Origin of the sequence: Pontibacter ramchanderi (genome assembly GCF_002846395.1) — a bacterium.
Lineage (GTDB): Bacteria > Bacteroidota > Bacteroidia > Cytophagales > Hymenobacteraceae > Pontibacter > Pontibacter ramchanderi.
This window is the reverse complement of sequence record NZ_PJMU01000002.1, coordinates 1,039,282-1,057,871: the sequence shown is the minus strand read 5'-3', so window position 1 is coordinate 1,057,871 and position 18,590 is coordinate 1,039,282. Positions and strand designations below refer to the sequence as shown.

Here is an 18,590-nt window from a genome sequence, read left to right as displayed (position 1 = left end):
TAATTTGTATACCTTCGTATACACAACCAGATTACAACTTAGCTTATGAAAATCGCGAAAGACCCATCTGAATACAACCAACTGACACCAGACGAAGAGCGCATTATTGTGCGCAAAGGCACCGAATACCCAGGCACCGGTGAGTACAATCACTTTAAGGGAGAGGGCGTATACCTGTGCCGCCGCTGCAACGCGCCCCTCTATACCTCGGAGTACAAGTTTGAGTCGAACTGCGGCTGGCCAAGCTTCGACGATGAAATAACGGGCGCCGTGAAGCGTGTGCCAGACCCGGACGGCTACCGCACCGAGATTGTTTGCGCCAACTGTGGCGGTCACCTGGGTCACGTGTTCGAAGGAGAATACCTCACGCCGAAGAACGTGCGCCACTGCGTCAACTCGCTCTCCATGAAATTTGTACCGGTCGAAGACCTGGAAAAGTAAGCAGCAGGTATAGCCGCAGGCACATGTTCAGGCACAGGCAACAAGTATCGACTGCAAACCGTGCGCATGAAACGGGTATCTATACCTGTAGCTGTTGCGGCCTTGCGCTGTTTGAGGCCAGCAGGAAATTTGAGGTCGGATCCGGCTTTCCCAGCTTCTGGGGGCAGATTGAGGGCCATGTTATCCACAAGCCGCTCAGCAGCTATGGCCGTGATCGCACGCAACTGCTGTGCGGCAATTGTGGCCAGCACCTGGGGCATCTGTTCACGGATAAGCGCACACCTACCCAAGTTCGCTACTGCATCAATCAAAGCGCCATTCGTTTGACCGGCCAGCATCGCGATTGCACTTCTTAACTTTATACCCGCCTAGCTAGTATACCATAGCCAAAACTGAATATTCTCACCCCGATACTTTTCCCATGAGCCGACCCTCTTTTATCAAAAGCCGCTACAACAGTTTCCGGTTTGCTTTTAATGGTCTTGCAGCCGTATTCCGTTCCGAACCGAACATGCACCTGCATGTGCTGGCCAGTATCGTTGTGCTGGTGATGGCCTACCGCTTTGAAGTAACGCGGGTGGAGTGGTGCCTGCTTATTCTTTGCATCGGCATGGTGTGGGTGGCAGAGATCTTCAACACCTCTATCGAAACGCTCACCGACCTGGTGTCGCCGGAGCACAACATCCTGGCGGGCAAAACCAAAGACCTGGCAGCAGGAGCCGTGCTCATGGCTGCCATTACCGCTGTGGCTGTCGGTTTGTTCATCTTCATACCTTATTGGGCGGAGTACGTAAAAACTGAATTGTAATTGCCGCAGAGCCAGGCGGAGGTATAAAACCGCTCCATGTCCGGTGTTTAGACATAAATGCCTACCTTTGCGCTCCGTTAAACCATGCGTACCATTATGGCTGCACTAAAATTGCCTGTGTGGGCACTCGCGCTCCTGCTGCTAGTGGGTTTTGCTGGCTGCCGAACAATGGAAAGCCCTGCAACATCTGAGCCGGAGCAGGAAAAAGACATCCCAACGGGTTGGCTGAGCGAACTCATCCGGGAGTTGGAGCACGAAGACCCGGCCAATCCGCCAGCCAAGGTATACCGCTATACCTACAACGGACAGGAAGTGTACTACCTGACCAGCCGCTGCTGCGATATCCCCGCTAAGGTGTACGACACGGAGGGCAACCTGCTGTGTGAGCCGGAAGGTGGCATAACCGGCCAGGGCGACGGTCGCTGCGCAGACTTTATTGATGCCAGAACTAACGAAACCTTAATTTGGGAAGATAAAAGAGAATATAAGTAAAATGACTGGAAACGACGTATTAAAGAACCTTTCGGAATATAACATCTGGGCTAACCAGACGATGCTAAACGTATTCGATGCGCTGCCAGAGCTGCCTTCCAATGCTGGTCGCCTGTTCAGCCACGCCCTCAATGCACAGGCTATCTGGATAGCCCGCATTACCGGCACTGAAAGCCCCGTGAAGGTATGGCAGGAGCACACGCTGGAAGAACTGCACAAGCTGCACCAGTACGCCTCATATAAAATAGCCGAGCTGGTAGCCAATGCAGACGAAGATGAGTTTAACCGCCTGATCGACTACACTAACAGCCAGGGCCACAAATACAGCACCCGCGTGCTCGACATCCTCACGCATGCTTTTAACCACGCCACGTACCACCGCGCCCAAGTAGCAACGGACCTGCGCAAGTGCGGCCACACACCACCCAACACCGATTACGTAACCTACGTGCGTGAGCTGATGGGCCAGGTATACTAGCTGGCAGACAAAGGACTGTTTGACAAAAGACAATTAGATTGCAAACGAAAAGGGAGCCTTCCATTGTGAAAGGCTCCCTTTTCGTTTGCTTCAGAAGTTATGGCAAGCCAGGTATGGCTTGTCTCCAAAACTTATTTTACTGGCAACTTTACCGTACCCAGGTCTTTGATCTGATCCTGTGATACGCTAATGTTTGTCAGGGTCGTGTCGTTAGCGGCATTCGCAGTGTAGAACTTCACCGAGTAAGTACCGGCTTTCACACCTTTGATCAGGAAATCGCCGTTGTCGTTGGCAAATCCACCGATAGTGTCGTTAGCGGCAGAGATCACGTAGATACCAGGCTTGGCCTCGGCTGGCGTTACTCTACCTCTTATACCACCTGCAATGGCCTGCGTGATCGTGCGGACAACTGGCTTCAGGTTATACTGGCCGTTTCCTCTGGCCACAACCGACTTGGCTGCATCGAAGTCCAGCAACACTACGTAGGTCACGTCTTCACGCAGGTCAGCATTCAGCTGTAGCTTAACTCCTGAAGTCTGTCCGCTCGGTGTTTTGAGGCTCAGTACCTGGCCGTTTTTCAATTTCAGGGAGTTGTTATCGCCCAGCACCAGCCTGATCTGGGAAATAGAGCCCGCCGGCAGGTTGGCAGAAGCAAGCAGCGTGTCGCGTCCGTTGGCAAAGTCAAGCAGGTTGTAGATGCCCGGATTGATCTCGTCAAGCGTTTGCCAGCCGCTTTCGCTGTCAGTATTCTCTTTGTGGATCTGCACTGAGCGGATGTCCACGTTTACCTCGTCATAATCGCCCGGCGCGTCTGTCATGCGCACTTCCATGCGGGCAGTGCCGTTGCTGTCGCTTTCACTGTCACAAGAACTGAACCACACCAGGCCGCTCAAAAGAAAAGGAATTACAAATTTTGCTTTCATAAAAATTGCATATTTAAGTTTCATAGCAAATATCTGTACCTTAAATGAAGATAAAATGAAGAATCAGATATCGCTATATTTTCGTTCTTCAGGAATATGGATTTGTTTGGTTTTGCATATCCCTGCGACAGCAGAACGATAAATAGTCTAACAATGTTATATAGCTTTAAGAAAATAAAAGCCGGCCGCCATTCTCAGCGGTCGGTTTTTACTTGTCTAAAAGAGTGCAATTGCATTAGATCATCGCCTTCATAAAATTTATATTTTACTGTTACTGCTGCACCTTCGTAGTGTCAGGTTGTGCAGGTGGGGTAGCAGGTTTTGGCTTCGTTCGGGGTTTTAGCAGATCCGTTATTTTATCTGTTGCCTGCTTTTTGATCTGCTGCTCAGCCTCCAGTCGCTTTTTCTCCAGCTCCTGACGGGCCTTTTCTTCGGCCTCCTGGCGACGGCGATCCAGTTCGTTTCGCACGCTGTCCTGTACCTGTTGCTTTTTCTGCTCCAGCTGCTGCCGGGCATCGTCCACTTTGCTCTTCACCACGCTTTCCACCAGGTCTTTCGCCTGGCCCTTAGCGCTGCCGCCTGCCAACGCCACGCGTGGATCAGACAGGGTGCCGCCAATGTTCAGGTTCAGGGTAATGCGATCCGATGTCTTCAGTGCTTCGTTGCCAATCAGGCTACCCAGTCGGGTGTTGAGCTCGCGGCCTACCTTACCGGCTGGCACATTCAGCGCGGTCACGTAGTCGATGTTACCGTTCACATTGTTAGAGCCGCCTACTGTCATCTCGATGTCGCCAATCTTGAGGTCAAACGGGCGAATGACCAGGCTGCCGTCTATGATCTGGGCATCAATGCGCTTGTTCTGAATAACAAAGTTCTGAAGTTCCTCAAAATGCGTGAGGCGGCTGATCTGGTCTACGATCTTCACATCACGCACGGCAGCCTTTACCACATCGATTATACCTGAGCCATCGAGCGTTTTGAAAACCGGCATCATATCCTGACCAAGCTCACCCGCGAAATTGAATTTGGTGGAGAACGTACCCTCCAGCAAGCCAGCGATAGGGGCAACAGCCTTAATGGTATTGAAGGCGTTGAATGCCTCTTTAAAACTCAAATTCTGCACATCCAGCTTCATGTCGAAAAGCGGCTGTTTCAAGCTTTGGGTGTTGTAGCTGCCGCTGGCAACAAAGGCGCCCCCAAGCGTGTTGAACTTCACAGACTCCAGACGCGCAATTTTATCTTTTACCAGCACGCGGCCACCCACGTTGTTGAGCTTCAGGTTATCATAAAGTACCTGCTTTGCATCCACATTAAGCGTAATATCCAAATCGGCTGGCACTTCGACCACGCCCTCTGCCTCTGTAGTAGCTTCTGTCGGTTGTCCGGTGGTCTCGTCCACCATCCACTCGTTCACATTAAAAGAGTTGGAGCTGAGGTTGAAATTACCGCGTAGCGACTGGTTCTCGGCCAAGGCATAGCCAATGTAGTTCGATACCGAGCCGCTTGCCCGGAAGTCACTTTTGCCCAGGAAGCCATTCATGTTATTAAGTTGAATGCGCTCGTTATTGAACACGGCATCGGCACTGCTTATTTTGATGCCCTGCGGCAGGTCGGTGCTTACAAAGTTCAGGTTTTTGATACCCATGGTACCGTTCGCCGTCACGTTGTTGTACTTCTCAGCCTCTATATCCGACATCTTGCCCTTAAAGGCCACGTTGGCATTAATGCGGCCAGTCACGTCCATACCTTCCTGCGGGAAGATCTTGGTCAGCTTCTCCAGGTCGAGTATACCTTTGATTTGCCCGTCAAACGCGGTGTTGGCTATACCTTGCAGCAGCATACGGCCCTCCAGCGGCTCACCGTCCAGGGTCATGTTAAAGCGCTCGATGTTGATGCGGGTATCGTCGGTGTTGCCAGTCTTGTTCAGGATGTTCACTACGGCGTTCAGGTTCCGGATAGGAGCAGGAAAGTCTTTTGACTTCACGTAACCGTTGGTCAGGCGCATGTCGGCGTCTATTACAGGCATGCTCTTTTCGCTGTAGGTGCCTTTGGCGTCGGCGTCCACCTTCAACAGACCGCGTAACGTCATGCCATCCACGGGGAACACTTTGGTCATTTCGTCCAGGTCGATGCTGGCTTTCACGTTGCCGTCTACCTGCATCACGTCTATACCTTTCAGGAGCACGCGGGCATCGATCGGGTTCTTGCCCATGTCCATGTGGAACTTGCGAACGTCCACCACAGTGTTATCCAGGTCACCGTCCGGATTGTCGATGCGCATGTCTACGTTGATGTTGCGGGCGGCCTGCGGCAGGTCAGGGTACTTGAACAATCCTTCAGCCACTTTGAGCTCCGTACCAAAACCCGGCATCAGGGTGTCGTTAAAGCGGCCTTTCACATAGCCATCAAAACTAAGCTGACCCTCGGTTTTGATGTTCTTAAAATCCTCCTTGAACATACCTGGCACCACGGAAAGCACACTCCTAAAGTCGGTGTCAGCGGCTTTAAAGGTCAAGTCGAGGTCAATGTCGTCTTCCGGCATCAGAATGGTTCCGGCAAACTGCACCGGTAGTTCGTTGATGCGGAAGTTGTTGTCTTTAAAGGTATAAAGCGACTGATCCAAATCCATGGCCAGGGTCACGTCGGCATCCAGCACGGCATTCTCGATGTAGTTTACGCCGTCGTAGGTCATCACAAAGCGGTCGGCGGTTGTCTGCGATTTCATATCGAACACGCTCTTCTCGAAATCGCCACTACCGGTGTGCTGCACGTTGTAGGCCGCCAACCCAAAAGGTATGCTCAGGTCATCGTAATAAAGCGTGCCATTGTTTATGTCCCAACGCTTGATTGCCATCCGGAAGTCACTGGCTGCCGTATCAGCCTCCGCAGCGGCTGTTGAGTCAGTTATAAAAATATCCCAGTTGGCTTTGCCGCTTTTAAGCACAAGCAGGCGGATCGTGGGATCCTCGAGCTTGATGTTGTTGATCTTAACCCGGTTGCCCGTAATCACGCTCATCAGGTCCAGACCCATCCGGAACGAGGGCACTTTCGCCAGCGTGTCGGTCGCAAACGAATCCTGGCCAACAACCAGCAGGTTCTCCACGCCTAGTGACATGTTCGGGAAATCCCGGAAAAGGGAAAGGCTCACATCATCGGTAGCGTACACCACAGTGGCATTGATATTCTTGGCAATCTCTTTGTCCAGGGCCTGTTTAATTTTATCTTTGAAGAGCAGGGGTACTAAAGCAGCCAAGGCCAAAAGCACTGCCAAAAAGACAAAAAAACCGATTACTACTTTTTTCATATAGGTGGTTGCGTTTAATAAAAGCTAAGCTATATAATTTTATAGCGAAAACCATGCGGAATTTATACAAGCTCTGTGTTAGTCAACGAAAGTATGCGTTCAGTTCTTACAAAGTTATTTTTTTGCCTGATCGCATGCCTTCGTGGTTTGCAGGCAATAGGGCAGGATGCACATTTTACGCAACAGTACGCGAACCGGCTATACCTGAACCCGGCTTATAGCGGGCTTGGCCGCGACTGGAGTGTGGCCGTTGCCCACCGCAACCAATGGCCTTCGCTCAACGGATCGTTCGTTACCAACCAGTTATCCGCCGACTACCGGTTTGAGGACACCAAAAGTGCAATTGGGATGGTACTTCAGCAGGACCGCGCCGGCATTGGCGGATTACAAAAACTGCAGGCTGCTCTGGCTTATGCCTACCACACCCGCCTGACCGACAACCTAGCGCTGGCAGCCGGGCTGCAGACCACTATTGCCTCGCTTCGTGTTAATTACGACAACCTGGTGTTTGGCGACCAGCTTTCCGATTATGGGCAAACAGCCCTCACCTCGGCAGAGGCCAGTCAATTCGACCCGACCAGCTATGTGAGTTTCGCCGTCGGGAGTATATTGTACAATAACAATTTCTGGGCGGGCCTCAACGCATCGCACCTCAACCAGCCAAACTACGGCTTCGATGAAACCACCCAGTTGCCCCTGCGGTTTGTGGCCAATATCGGCTACAAATTTTACATGAGCACCGGCCTGCGGCGCAGCGATAGCGAGTTCAGCATAAGTCCGGCGCTGAATTTTACATATCAGCAAAATTTTAGCCGCCTTGATGTAGCCCTGTATACTATCTATTCTCCTTTAGCGTTAGGAGTAATATATAAAGGAGTACCTGCAATGGGTGCCGGGCAAGACCAGAGCCTTGGTATAATTGCAGGCGTGAGCCTCAACAGGCTTCGCATCGGCTTCAGCCACGACGTGGGAGTGAAGGGATTTGGCAGGCAGGCGGGAGGGGCAAATGAAATTTCGCTCGTTTTTGAACAACTTAGCTTAAATAATTTGTTCTCAGGCCGCCGATTGTCCAAAATAAACCATAACATTGTTTGTCCGGCATTCTGAATTTAGTTATAATTGCACGTTAAATTACATTAAAAGAACCTTATCATAAGTAGGTCCTAATCTATGAAGCTTATTAAGTATGTATCGGCTGTTGTTGTGGGAGGTGCGCTTCTCGCATCATGTGGCAAAGGTGGCGGCTATCCAACCAGCACTGATCCAGGAGATTACAGCTCGGCCACGGGTATAGAATACAACGAGGACGAGACAGCGTTTCAGGTAAACGATTACGAAGATTTCCCTCAGGCCCCGGGTCTTGTATTTATTGAAGGTGGCCGTACCACGCTGGGCTCCATGGAAGAGGACATCGCTATGACGCGCGACAACATCGAGCGTACGGTAACGGTGGCATCGTTCTACATGGATGAAACAGAGGTGGCCAACATCCACTGGCTGGAGTACCTGCACTACCTGAAGCGTGACTCTATACCTGAGGTATACGTAGCTGCCCTTCCGGATACAACAGTATGGTCTCGTCAGCTTTCTTTCAACGACCCTTACGTAACGTATTACCTGCGTTACCCTGGTTTCCGTTTCTTCCCGGTAGTAGGTGTTAGCTGGTTACAGGCCAACGACTACTGCACCTGGCGTACAGCCAAGGTGAACGAGAACCTGGCTAAAGAAGCAAGCGGCGGTACTACTAAGAGAAGAGGTCTTTTCGGTAGAAACCGTACACAGGAAACAACTGAGGCAACTGCCCTTTCCATCGAGTCTGGCTATGTATTGCCGAACTACCGCCTCCCTACAGAGGCCGAATGGGAGTATGCTGCCCAGGCTTTGATCGGAACACAGTACAACGAAGACGAAAACCAGAACAACAGAAGACTTTATCCTTGGGATGGTCATCAGCTGCGTAACCCATACGGTAAAAAGATGGGTCAGTTCCTGGCAAACTTCAAACGTGGCCGCGGTGACTATGCCGGTGTTGCTGGCTCACTAAACGACGGTGCCATGATCACGGATTACATTTACGCTTACCCGCCAAATGACTTCGGTCTGTATAACATGGCTGGTAACGTGAACGAGTGGGTGCAGGATGTTTACCGTCCGCTTTCATTCCAGGATGTAGAAGACCTGAACCCATTCCGTAGGGACGGCTACCAGGACGAAGCTGAAAACTACGATACAGCAGAAGGCTTCCACTCCCTGATCAGCAACGAAGTACGTGTTTACAAAGGTGGTTCATGGAAAGACGTAGCTTACTGGCTGTCTCCAGGTACCAGAAGATTCATGGCGCAGGACTCATCCACAGCAACAATTGGTTTCCGTTGCGCAATGATCAACGCTGGATCTAACAGATAAGAACTAACAGTTAATACTACATACTAAAGAGCCCGGGGTTTACCCGGGCTTTTTGCATTTATACCTAGGCCGCGGCAATAGTGGTCACACTTACCTCAGTGCATCCATGCTGTAGCAGTGTGTGGGCGCACGCCTCCAGTGTAGCACCAGTGGTCAGCACATCATCCACCAAGAGAATGCGCTTCCCCTTTACTGCGTTTGTCTGTTTCACGACGAACACCTGCTCCACATTTTGCCACCTGTCCAGCCGGCTTTTCTTGGTTTGTGAGTCAGTATCTATGACACGCTCCAACATTTTGTTGCTCCACGGAATTTGAAGCGCCTCGGCCAGGCCTTTGGCAAATCCATCGGACTGGTTATAGCCCCTGCGATGAAGCTTCAGCCGATGCAACGGAACAGGCACAACCAAATCGAAATGTGACGCATACCCATGCTCAGCCAAAATAGAGCCGTACCGCCTGCCCAAATGCTCACCGAGTTCCTGCGCTCCCTTATACTTAAGCTTGTGAAGCACACGCTGCACACGGCCCTTGGACCGGAAATGCAAATAAGAGAAAGCGAACCGAACTTGTACCTTGCCCCAAAACCTTTGCTGCAGGTGGTTTAGCTCAGTAGCTCCGTACAGATGCAGGTCGGTATAAGGAAGCTTCACGTTGCATTCGGTGCAGATGTAGCGTTCGCCTCGCGCCAAAGGCTCGTCGCATGCGTGGCAAATTTCAGGAAAAAGAAGAGACAGAAAATCCTGTAGCATAGCGGGTATGGCCTGGTTAAGGTATTCTTGATATTTTAGAGTAACTTTATTGTTATACTTTTAAAAGCATAAAACAATCATAGCAAACACAACAATGAGTCAGATAGAAGAATTCAACGAGTACCGTACCCGCATGAACGAGCGCATCATGTCGTACGACAACAAAGTAATCAAGCGCTTTTTTAACCTCGATACCAACACTTACGCAGAGGGAGCCCTCGATGTAAAAACAAAAGAAATGCTCGGTCTGGTAGCTTCCATGGTGCTGCGTTGCGACGATTGCATTAAGTACCACCTGGGCAAATGCTTTGAGGAAGGCGTGTCGGATGAGCAGGTGTTTGAAGTGTTCTCCATTGCCAACCTGGTTGGAGGCTCTATCGTTATTCCGCATTTCCGCCGCGCAGTAGAGTACTGGGAGGAACTTAAAGCGCAGCAAAGCGCTTCCTAAATTAATTCAGCTGCTGAATTTTCTAGCTTGTCGCTGCTTTGAGTGATTTTTTTTACGATTGAGATCAACAATTTAGTAATTCAGCCATTTAAAAATTAATTATATGACCGACGAATCATCTAACCTCGAGCACAGATGGACTAATCTGCGGGCTTCTATGATGAAGACTTTCGGGAAAAAGCCTGATCTGAATGCGATCCTCTTTCTGATCGGGATACAGGAGTTGGGCAGAGGCATTTCGGATTTTACAAAAGAAGAGAAGCAAGACCTGATGCATATCGCTACCTGCAAGGTATTCAGCCTATCGGGCTTTTATGAACTCGAGCACGTGGACGAGGATGGATGGCCGCATTACCGTTCTGTCAAACCCATCCCTTTCACCAATCTGAAAGAACAGGAGCGAATGCTGAAATGGCACATCCTCGAGTACTTCGACAGATCCGACGTTATCTAAAATCTAAATAATAGTAAGTTAACCTGTATAGCAGCATGTCTATACCTCTAATATCAGGTTGGACATGCTGCCTATTTTTAGGACCGATAATTAAGTATGAAGATCATCTCTTATAACGTGAACGGCATTCGTGCCGCAATTTCAAAAGGTTTTCAGGATTGGGTAAAAGCTGCCAACCCGGACGTGCTTTGCCTGCAGGAAATCAAAGCATGCGAAGATAAATTTGACCGCGCCATATTTGAAGACCTAGGTTACAACGTATACCTGCACCCGGCTGTCAAGAAAGGGTATAGCGGCGTAGCCATTCTTAGCAAGGGCAAACCCAAGCATGTGGAGATTGGCTGCGGCATGGCCTGCTACGATAATGAAGGCCGTGTAATCCGGGCAGACTTCGACGATTATTCGGTGATGAGCGTATACATGCCTTCCGGCTCGAGTGGCGACGAACGGCAGGATTTTAAGATGCAGTGGCTCGACGACTTTTACGGCTATGCAGGAGACTTGAAGCAGACACTGCCCGGCTTGGTGATCAGTGGCGACTACAACATATGCCACCAGGCCATCGACATCCATAACCCGAAATCCAATGCGAACAGCTCCGGCTTTTTGCCTGAGGAGCGCAACTGGATGAGCAAGTTTATCGAAAGCGGATTTGTCGATAGCTTCCGGCACTTCAACAAAGAACCGCACAACTACAGTTGGTGGAGCTATAGGGCAGGAGCACGCGCCAAGAACCTGGGCTGGCGTATCGATTACAACATGGTGACAGGCAATTTGCAGGATCGTATGCAACGGGCTGCCATACTGCCTGAGGCCAAGCACTCTGATCACTGCCCTGTTTTATTGGATATTATATAGTAAACAGAACTGTACGTATACTAAACCGACCGTGCTGGCTGTTTTATAGGAAAGGGCATATGAGTATTGCTTAAATTTCTATACCTTAATAACTTATACCTATTCGGTTAATCATTAGCTGCAAGCATGAGTTAGCACGGCTTTAATACTTAGGCAGATGAATCAGCACGACGCGATGGACAGGCTGTTAGACCAGCTGCAGGCCTTCAAGAAAAAATTCTACCTCAATCTACTTTTGAGAGGGAGCATTTTCGCTATAGGCCTGCTTATGTCCATTTACATCGTGTACAGCTTGCTGGAGTATATTTTCTACTTTCCGGTTATTGTCCGGGCCTTTCTGCTGTTCTCCTTTGTTGCCCTCACTGTTTATGCTCTCGTTCGCTGGATCATTCTGCCGCTTTCGGCCCTGACTAATCTCCGGAAGTTGCTTTCCGATGAGCAGGCCGCCCTTAGGGTAGGGCAGCATTACCCGGAAATAAAGGATAAACTTCTCAATGCCATTCAGCTAAAGGACCTTGACCGAACCAACGAGCTTATTGCCGCCAGTATAGCCCAGCGTTCTTCTCAGCTTGTAAATTATCCTTTTGAGGAGGCCGTTACCTATCGCGAGAACAAGCCGCTCCTCAAGTACATCGCGCTGCCAGCCTTTATCATGCTACTGATCGCCTTGCTTTACCCGACTATTTTTGTGCAGGGAACCGAGCGCATCATCAATTACAAGAAGCATTATACCCCGCTGGCTCCTTTCCAGTTTGTGGTGCAGAACAAATCGCTGCAGACCTATCGGGGGGAAGACTTTGAGTTGAAAGTGCAGCTGGAGGGCAAAGCTATACCTAGCGAGGTATATGTGCATTACAACGGCAGACGCCAGCGATTGCAGAAGAACGGGAATGGCTATACCTATACCTTCAAGCAGCTGCAACGCCCGGTGGAATTTCAACTGGAGGGCTCGGGCTTTATGTCTGACAGTTACCAACTGAACTTACTATCCCGGCCCAATCTGAAAAACTTTTACATGGAGGTGGCGTACCCTGCCTACCTGAAGCGCAAACCTGATCTGATACAGAACACAGGCAATGCTGCTATACCTGCCGGCAGCACCATTACCTGGAACTTCGATGCCACCGAGACTGAAAGCATCAAATTACTTTTCGAAAACCCCTCCCAGGCGCTTGTAGCCCAATCTAAGGCCAACTTATTCACAGCCAGCAAGCAGTTTGCCGAGAGCCAAAACTACAGTATTGACTTGCGAAATGCACACAGTGCGAATAAGGATGAGATCAATTACCAAATCACAGCTATACCTGACAGGCACCCCCAGATTACGTTGGAACAGTATTATGACTCGGCGCTCTATCGATTTGTGGTACTGGCCGGCGACATTTCGGATGACTACGGCCTGACGCGGTTGACCCTAAACTACAAGGTAACGAATGATAAGAATCCCCAGGCCAGGTACAAGAGCGTGCCAATCGGGCTGAACAAACAGCAACTCAGCCAGACTTATTATCATCAGTGGAACACGGCAGGGCTGCAACTCAACCCTGGCGATAAGCTGGAGTACTTTGTGCAGGTATGGGACAACGATGGACTGAATGGGCCAAAGAGCGCGCGCACACGTTCATTTGAGTTGAAGGTGCCTAGCCGTCGAGATCTGGAGCAGGAACTGATCAGTAACGCGCAATCAGTGGAAAGCCAGTTGAGCAAATCGCTGGAAAGAAGCACCAAGCTTAAGGAAGAGCTTACGCAATCTGAGGAGAAAGTAAAAACCAAGCGCGACCTGAACTGGCAGGACAAAAAGCAACTGGAAGAGCTGGCGGAGAAACGCAAGCAGCTGGAGCAGGACATTTCTTCGATGAAAGAACTCTTCGATGAGCTTAACAAAAAACAAAATATGCTTTCGGAGCAGAACAAGCAACTAGCTGAAAAGGCTCAGGAGCTGAAAAAGCTGATGGACAGCCTGCTCGACGAAGAAACCAAAAAGCTCTACCAGGAGCTTGAGAAGCTGCTTCAGGAGCAAAGCCCTAAAGACTCTGAACTGCAAAAGCTCCTGAGCAAGCTAGACAACCGTGAGCGTAACCTGGAGCGCGAACTCGAAAGAGCACTTGAGCTCTTCAAGCAACTTCAGTTTGAGCAAAAGCTCGACAACGTTACCAACAAGCTGGAGGAGATGGCTAAAGAGCAGGAGGAACTTGCTGACAAGACCGCTCAAAAGCAGGAGGATAACAAGCAGTTGCAGCAAGAGCAGGAAGGTATACAGAAAGAGTTTGAGCAGCTGAAGCAGGACATGAAGGACCTGAAAGAGCTAAATGACAAACTGCAAAACCCAAACCAAATGGACGAACAACAAATGCAGCAGCAACAGCAGCAGATCGAACAGGACATGGAGCAGGGCCTGCAGCAGCTTCAGAAAAACCAGAATAAAAAGGCCAGCGAGTCGCAGCAGAAGGCAGGGGAGAAGATGAAACAAATGGCCCAGCAAATGGAGCAGATGCAGAGCAGCATGAGCATGCAGGGTATGGAGCAGAACCTCGACAACCTGCGCGATATTCTCGAAAACCTGATCAAGCTTTCGTTCGATCAGGAGGGACTGATGAAAGCCTTCCGTGGGGTGAACCAAAGCGATCCGCGCTTTATCTCGCTTTCGCAGCAGCAGCTCTCGCTTCGCGACAATGCCAAGGTAATTGAGGATAGCCTTTTCGCACTATCCAAAAAAGTGTTCCAATTGGAGTCTTTTGTTACACGCGAGGTTGCGCAAATGAACGAGAGCATGGACAACAGCATGAAAGAGCTGCGTGACCGCAACGTTGGCCGGGCCACCGCGCAGCAGCAGCTCGCTATGACATCGATGAACAACCTGGCCCTGATGCTGAACGATGCGCTGAAGCAAATGCAACAGGCCATGCAGCAAATGCAAGGCAACATGGCCAGTAAACAGAAGGGCAGCAAGCCACAGCCAGGCGATTTTGGCCAGATGCAGGACGCTTTGAACAAAAAAATCGAAGAATTGAAAAAAGGTGGCAAGTCGGGTAAGGCACTGTCTGAAGAATTAGCTAAATTAGCTGCGGAGCAAGAGGCTCTGCGCAATGCCTTGAAGGAAATGGAAAAGCAGGGACAAAAACCCGGTGAAAAAGGCGGCAATGGCGAGTTAGGAAATATCAGCAAGATGATGGAACAAAGCGAGGCTGATCTCGTTAATAAACGTTTGACTGAGCAGACCATCATGCGCCAGCGCGAAATTCTGACCCGTTTACTGGAAGCAGAGAAGTCTATGAAAGAGCGTGAGCTGGACAACAAACGTGAGGCAAAGAGCGCTCAGGATGTGGCCAGAAGAGTACCGCCATCATTTGAAAAGTATTTAAGAACAAAAGAAAAGCAAACGGAATTACTACAGACTGTACCGCCAATGCTTACACCTTATTATAAGCAAAAGGTTAGCGAGTATTTCCAGCATATGAGTAACTAATAAGCACCTTATAGCATCACTAACAAGTAATATGAATCAGGTTAAAATTCAGATTCCTTCCTTAATCGAGAACATCCGGGTTATAGAGAGCTTCATAGACAATTCAAAGGAAGAATTCGAGTTTGAAGACGATGTGTATGGAAACATCATGGTAGCCGTTACAGAGTCTGTCAATAACGCCATTCGCCATGGCAATAAATTCGACAAGGAAAAACTAGTATACCTCACCCTGCAGGTAGAGAATAATCAGCTTCTTTTTGAAATTGAAGATGAAGGCCCGGGCTTTGATTATGACACCCTGCCTGACCCTACTGCTCCAGAAAACCTGGAGAACCCGGGTGGTCGTGGCATTTTCCTGATGCGTAATTTGTGCGACGAGGTAAACTTCCTTGACAACGGCAAAAAGGTGCAACTTATATTTAACATCACTTCCTTACAGAATGGATCATCCAATTGAGTTCTTCAGCGAGGACATTGATTTCTCGCTGGAAAACCCAGAGCAGATCTCCGACTGGATTGCAGACATCATTGAGCAACACGAACAAGAACTTGTAAGTCTAACCTATATTTTCTGTTCTGACGATTACCTGCATCAGATCAACGTGGAGTATCTCGACCACGACACGCTCACAGACATCATCACCTTCGACAATGCCGACATAGAAGGCACTATCGAAGGTGATATTTTTATAAGCATAGACCGCGTGCGCGACAATGCTGCTACGCACGGAACCTCTTTTCACGACGAACTTCACCGCGTCCTTATACATGGCGTACTTCACCTGCTTGGTTTTAAAGATAAAACCCCTGAGCAGGAAGCAGCTATGCGCAAACTAGAAGATTCTTCCTTATCTTTGCGGAAATTTTAATCGCAATTAAGGAATTACCAACCCTTCTTTGATGTTTCACGTGAAACATCTCTAAATCCTGAATACATGTTTCCAGAATACGATATCATAGTTGTAGGTGCGGGTCATGCAGGCTGCGAAGCAGCTGCAGCCGCAGCCAAAATGGGCTCTAAAGTTCTTTTGGCAACCATGAACATGAACACCATAGCACAAATGTCTTGTAACCCAGCAATGGGAGGCGTAGCAAAAGGCCAGATTGTGCGGGAAGTGGATGCACTGGGTGGCATGAGCGGTATCATTACCGATGAAACCATGATCCAGTTCCGCATGCTTAATAAATCCAAAGGCCCTGCCATGTGGAGCCCTCGTGCGCAAAGCGATCGTATGCGCTTTGCTGAAGCCTGGCGCCTGACACTGGAGCAAACAGAGAACGTAGACTTCTGGCAGGAAATGGTAACAGGTATAGAAGTAGAAGGCGGAAAAGCCGTTGGTGTGCGCACCAGCTTGGGGATAACTATACGTGGAAAGGCCGTTATCTTAACGAATGGTACGTTTCTGAATGGTATTATCCACATAGGTGAGAAGCAAATGGGAGGGGGTCGCTCAGCAGAGAAGTCTGCTAAAGGCATAACCGAACAGCTAATCCAATTAGGTTTCGAAGCAGGTCGGATGAAGACGGGCACACCTCCACGAGTAGACGGTCGCTCATTAGATTACAGCCGGATGGAGGAACAGTTCGGAGATGAGAATCCATCGAAGTTCTCTTATACAGAAACAACACCATTGGCAAAACAGCGCAGCTGTTTCATCACCTATACTAATTCGGATGTTCACGAGATCCTGAAGACAGGCTTCGAAAAGTCGCCGATGTTTCAGGGTCGTATCCAGGGTTTAGGTCCCCGCTACTGTCCTTCAATTGAAGACAAGATCAACCGATTTGCAGATCGCGACCGTCACCAGATTTTTGTGGAACCAGAAGGCTGGAACACGGTTGAGGTATACGTAAACGGTTTTTCCAGTTCGCTACCTGAGGATGTGCAAATGAAAGCACTTCGTAGGATCGTTGGCTTTGAGAATGCGAAGATGTTCCGTCCAGGTTACGCCATTGAATATGACTTCTTCCCACCAACTCAGCTGAACCTGACGCTGGAAACGAAGCTGATACAGAACCTGTATTTTGCTGGCCAGATTAACGGAACAACCGGATATGAAGAAGCTGCGTGCCAGGGATTGATGGCAGGTATAAACGCTCATAACAAGATAAACGAAAAAGCACCGTTTATACTGAAACGCTCCGAAGCCTATATCGGTGTATTGATCGATGACTTGGTAAATAAAGGGACAGATGAGCCTTACCGCATGTTCACTTCCAGAGCAGAGCACCGCATCTTATTACGTCAGGATAATGCGGATATCCGCTTAACGAAGCTCGGATATGAACTGGGTCTGGCTGACGAAAACCGTATGGCCGCTGTGGATAAGAAGATTACTGAAACCGCTGAAATCATCTCCTATCTTAATAATAAGCCAATTGAGCCTGGAGATATCAACAGCATGCTGGAGCAAATGGGGTCAGCTCCTATAGTGGAGAAGCAGCGGGCAGGGCAGCTGATCAAAAGACCAAACATTGAGATAAAGCATATAGCGGAAGCCATACCTGCCGTAGCTGAGTACCTAAGCAAATTCAAAGCTGATAGTGTGGAACAGGCAGAAATAGCTGTGAAATATGAGAGCTACATTTTGAAGGAGCATACCATGGCAGCCAAAATGGGCGAACTTGAGGATTACAATATCAAAGAGAAAATAGATTACCGTAACATACCTGCTCTGTCGGCGGAAGCACGCGAAAAATTATTGCGCGTACAGCCTGAGACAATTGGACAGGCATCGCGAATCAGTGGCGTATCACCTGCTGACATATCAGTTCTAATGGTATACCTTGGAAAATAAATGAGCTACGAAAGACTGGAGCAATGCCCGATATGTGGCAAAGAAGATTTTAAGAACTTTCTGGTAGTGACAGATAACGCGGTCTCAAAAGAGAGCTTTGTGATAGTAGAGTGTGAGAACTGCACTTTCAAATTCACTAACCCGCGCCCGGATGCTGCCAGTATTGATAAGTATTACGAATCTGAGGAATACATATCGCATAGCAACATTAAGACGGGCATTATCAACAGAGCCTATCATGTGGTGCGCTCCATTACAACGAAGCAAAAGGTAGAGCTTATCAACAGACAGGCCATAACAAAAGGAACAATTCTGGACTACGGATGTGGAACAGGAGTATTCCTAAACGCCTGCAAACAGGATGGCTGGGATATTCGGGGGATAGAACCTAATGGTCGTGCACGTGAGGAAGCAGCCTCGTTGACAGGCGAGTTGATTGCGAAAGGTCTGGAAGAAATCGCTGGCGAAAAATTTGAGGTCATTACGCTGTGGCACGTACTGGAGCATGTGCATACCCTCAACGAGACATTGGCCGAACTCATCAATTTACTACAAGAGGACGGAACATTGATCATTGCAGTCCCAAATGCGGACTCGCATGATGCCCAACAGTACAAAGCAAACTGGGCAGCCTACGATGTACCGCGCCATCTATACCATTTCACCCAGTCTACAATGAAGCGCTTGCTCAAAAAGCATAAGATGAAACTGGAGGAAGTATTGCCTATGAAATTTGATGCCTACTATGTGAGCATGTTGAGTGAAAAGCAAAAGGAGGGAAAGACAAAAGTCATCAGCAGTGTAGTGAATGGGTTTAAGTCGAACAGCTACGCAGAGAAAAATGGCAATGATTATTCGAGCTTAATCTTTGTAGCGAAACGAAAATAACTAGCTCAAAAAGTGTTAATAAATAAGAACAAGGCAAGCGAAAGTTTGCCTGTTTTTCATTTAAACGAATAGTAG

General features: G+C 49.0%; 18 protein-coding genes. 15 read left to right on the top strand and 3 right to left on the bottom strand.

The features are described from left to right. Positions 1 to 45: 45 nt before the first annotated feature. From BD749_RS11655 to BD749_RS11635, 5 genes are all read left to right on the top strand, one after another. Positions 46 to 441 (top strand): methionine-R-sulfoxide reductase, encoded by a 396-nt coding sequence (locus tag BD749_RS11655; RefSeq protein ID WP_101444498.1) that lies wholly within the window; start codon positions 46 to 48, stop codon positions 439 to 441. A gap of 23 nt (positions 442 to 464) precedes the next feature. After that, a complete protein-coding gene (locus BD749_RS11650) occupies positions 465 to 797 on the top strand; it encodes a peptide-methionine (R)-S-oxide reductase (RefSeq protein ID WP_101444497.1) in 333 nt (110 codons plus the stop codon). 65 nt (positions 798 to 862) lie between these two features. After that, positions 863 to 1,249, top strand: a complete 387-nt coding sequence (locus BD749_RS11645) for a diacylglycerol kinase family protein (protein ID WP_101444496.1) — start codon at positions 863 to 865, stop codon at positions 1,247 to 1,249. A 96-nt stretch (positions 1,250 to 1,345) separates the two neighbouring features. After that, positions 1,346 to 1,741 carry a DUF6970 domain-containing protein gene (locus BD749_RS11640; protein WP_101444758.1) on the top strand — a complete coding sequence of 132 codons (396 nt, stop codon included), beginning with the start codon at positions 1,346 to 1,348 and terminating at the stop codon, positions 1,739 to 1,741. A gap of 1 nt (position 1,742) precedes the next feature. After that, complete coding sequence (locus tag BD749_RS11635) at positions 1,743 to 2,219, top strand: DinB family protein (protein WP_101444495.1); 477 nt, start codon at positions 1,743 to 1,745, stop codon at positions 2,217 to 2,219. A 131-nt stretch (positions 2,220 to 2,350) separates the two neighbouring features. Here BD749_RS11635 and BD749_RS11630 read toward each other — a convergent pair whose 3' ends face one another. Together BD749_RS11630 and BD749_RS11625 are read right to left on the bottom strand one after the other, a co-directional pair. Further along, entirely contained in the window at positions 2,351 to 3,142 is a 792-nt protein-coding gene (locus tag BD749_RS11630) for a DUF4382 domain-containing protein (RefSeq protein WP_101444757.1), read from the bottom strand. Positions 3,143 to 3,413: 271 nt separating this feature from the next. Then, positions 3,414 to 6,446, bottom strand: coding sequence for an AsmA family protein (locus BD749_RS11625; protein ID WP_101444494.1), 3,033 nt, complete (start codon positions 6,444 to 6,446; stop codon positions 3,414 to 3,416). 93 nt (positions 6,447 to 6,539) lie between these two features. Here BD749_RS11625 and BD749_RS11620 point away from each other — a divergent pair, with 93 nt between their 5' ends. Further along, positions 6,540 to 7,553 (top strand): PorP/SprF family type IX secretion system membrane protein, encoded by a 1,014-nt coding sequence (locus tag BD749_RS11620; protein ID WP_101444493.1) that lies wholly within the window; start codon positions 6,540 to 6,542, stop codon positions 7,551 to 7,553. Between the two features lie 63 nt (positions 7,554 to 7,616). Next, complete coding sequence (gldJ, locus tag BD749_RS11615) at positions 7,617 to 8,852, top strand: gliding motility lipoprotein GldJ (protein WP_101444492.1); 1,236 nt, start codon at positions 7,617 to 7,619, stop codon at positions 8,850 to 8,852. 64 nt (positions 8,853 to 8,916) lie between these two features. Here gldJ and BD749_RS11610 read toward each other — a convergent pair whose 3' ends face one another. Next, positions 8,917 to 9,603: a ComF family protein gene (locus BD749_RS11610; RefSeq protein WP_245869070.1), complete on the bottom strand. Its 687-nt coding sequence runs from the start codon at positions 9,601 to 9,603 to the stop codon at positions 8,917 to 8,919. Between the two features lie 94 nt (positions 9,604 to 9,697). On the opposite strand from BD749_RS11610, the gene BD749_RS11605 reads away from it, so the two are divergent. The 8 genes from BD749_RS11605 (at position 9,698) to BD749_RS11570 (ending at position 18,515) form a co-directional block, all read left to right on the top strand. Continuing rightward, on the top strand, positions 9,698 to 10,051 hold the full coding sequence (locus BD749_RS11605) for a carboxymuconolactone decarboxylase family protein (protein ID WP_101444491.1): 354 nt from the start codon (positions 9,698 to 9,700) through the stop codon (positions 10,049 to 10,051). A gap of 103 nt (positions 10,052 to 10,154) precedes the next feature. After that, positions 10,155 to 10,505 (top strand): hypothetical protein, encoded by a 351-nt coding sequence (locus BD749_RS11600; RefSeq protein WP_101444490.1) that lies wholly within the window; start codon positions 10,155 to 10,157, stop codon positions 10,503 to 10,505. Between the two features lie 96 nt (positions 10,506 to 10,601). Further along, positions 10,602 to 11,363: an exodeoxyribonuclease III gene (locus BD749_RS11595; RefSeq protein ID WP_101444489.1), complete on the top strand. Its 762-nt coding sequence runs from the start codon at positions 10,602 to 10,604 to the stop codon at positions 11,361 to 11,363. A gap of 157 nt (positions 11,364 to 11,520) precedes the next feature. Beyond that, entirely contained in the window at positions 11,521 to 14,829 is a 3,309-nt protein-coding gene (locus BD749_RS11590) for a DUF4175 family protein (protein WP_101444488.1), read from the top strand. Positions 14,830 to 14,860: 31 nt separating this feature from the next. Continuing rightward, positions 14,861 to 15,286, top strand: coding sequence for an ATP-binding protein (locus BD749_RS11585; protein WP_101444487.1), 426 nt, complete (start codon positions 14,861 to 14,863; stop codon positions 15,284 to 15,286). Continuing rightward, the gene (gene ybeY / locus BD749_RS11580; RefSeq protein WP_101444486.1) at positions 15,270 to 15,698 is read left to right on the top strand and encodes an rRNA maturation RNase YbeY; all 429 of its coding nucleotides are present in this window, start codon (positions 15,270 to 15,272) and stop codon (positions 15,696 to 15,698) included. The genes BD749_RS11585 and ybeY overlap by 17 nt, the downstream gene beginning before the upstream one ends. Positions 15,699 to 15,764: 66 nt before the next feature. Further along, positions 15,765 to 17,627, top strand: a complete 1,863-nt coding sequence (gene mnmG / locus BD749_RS11575; protein ID WP_101444485.1) for a tRNA uridine-5-carboxymethylaminomethyl(34) synthesis enzyme MnmG — start codon at positions 15,765 to 15,767, stop codon at positions 17,625 to 17,627. Further along, positions 17,628 to 18,515, top strand: a complete 888-nt coding sequence (locus BD749_RS11570; protein WP_101444484.1) for a class I SAM-dependent methyltransferase — start codon at positions 17,628 to 17,630, stop codon at positions 18,513 to 18,515. Positions 18,516 to 18,590: the final 75 nt, after the last annotated feature.

What these genes read in the sequence shown, in the direction of transcription:
- BD749_RS11655 (WP_101444498.1), top strand. Translation starts at nt 46, where the DNA reads ATGAAAATCGCGAAAGACCCATCTGAATACAACCAACTGACACCAGAC.
- BD749_RS11650 (WP_101444497.1), top strand. Translation starts at nt 465, where the DNA reads ATGTTCAGGCACAGGCAACAAGTATCGACTGCAAACCGTGCGCATGAA.
- BD749_RS11645 (WP_101444496.1), top strand. Translation starts at nt 863, where the DNA reads ATGAGCCGACCCTCTTTTATCAAAAGCCGCTACAACAGTTTCCGGTTT.
- BD749_RS11640 (WP_101444758.1), top strand. Translation starts at nt 1,346, where the DNA reads ATGGCTGCACTAAAATTGCCTGTGTGGGCACTCGCGCTCCTGCTGCTA.
- BD749_RS11635 (WP_101444495.1), top strand. Translation starts at nt 1,743, where the DNA reads ATGACTGGAAACGACGTATTAAAGAACCTTTCGGAATATAACATCTGG.
- BD749_RS11630 (WP_101444757.1), bottom strand. Translation starts at nt 3,142, where the DNA reads ATGAAAGCAAAATTTGTAATTCCTTTTCTTTTGAGCGGCCTGGTGTGG.
- BD749_RS11625 (WP_101444494.1), bottom strand. Translation starts at nt 6,446, where the DNA reads ATGAAAAAAGTAGTAATCGGTTTTTTTGTCTTTTTGGCAGTGCTTTTG.
- BD749_RS11620 (WP_101444493.1), top strand. Translation starts at nt 6,540, where the DNA reads ATGCGTTCAGTTCTTACAAAGTTATTTTTTTGCCTGATCGCATGCCTT.
- gldJ (WP_101444492.1), top strand. Translation starts at nt 7,617, where the DNA reads ATGAAGCTTATTAAGTATGTATCGGCTGTTGTTGTGGGAGGTGCGCTT.
- BD749_RS11610 (WP_245869070.1), bottom strand. Translation starts at nt 9,603, where the DNA reads ATGCTACAGGATTTTCTGTCTCTTCTTTTTCCTGAAATTTGCCACGCA.
- BD749_RS11605 (WP_101444491.1), top strand. Translation starts at nt 9,698, where the DNA reads ATGAGTCAGATAGAAGAATTCAACGAGTACCGTACCCGCATGAACGAG.
- BD749_RS11600 (WP_101444490.1), top strand. Translation starts at nt 10,155, where the DNA reads ATGACCGACGAATCATCTAACCTCGAGCACAGATGGACTAATCTGCGG.
- BD749_RS11595 (WP_101444489.1), top strand. Translation starts at nt 10,602, where the DNA reads ATGAAGATCATCTCTTATAACGTGAACGGCATTCGTGCCGCAATTTCA.
- BD749_RS11590 (WP_101444488.1), top strand. Translation starts at nt 11,521, where the DNA reads ATGAATCAGCACGACGCGATGGACAGGCTGTTAGACCAGCTGCAGGCC.
- BD749_RS11585 (WP_101444487.1), top strand. Translation starts at nt 14,861, where the DNA reads ATGAATCAGGTTAAAATTCAGATTCCTTCCTTAATCGAGAACATCCGG.
- ybeY (WP_101444486.1), top strand. Translation starts at nt 15,270, where the DNA reads ATGGATCATCCAATTGAGTTCTTCAGCGAGGACATTGATTTCTCGCTG.
- mnmG (WP_101444485.1), top strand. Translation starts at nt 15,765, where the DNA reads ATGTTTCCAGAATACGATATCATAGTTGTAGGTGCGGGTCATGCAGGC.
- BD749_RS11570 (WP_101444484.1), top strand. Translation starts at nt 17,628, where the DNA reads ATGAGCTACGAAAGACTGGAGCAATGCCCGATATGTGGCAAAGAAGAT.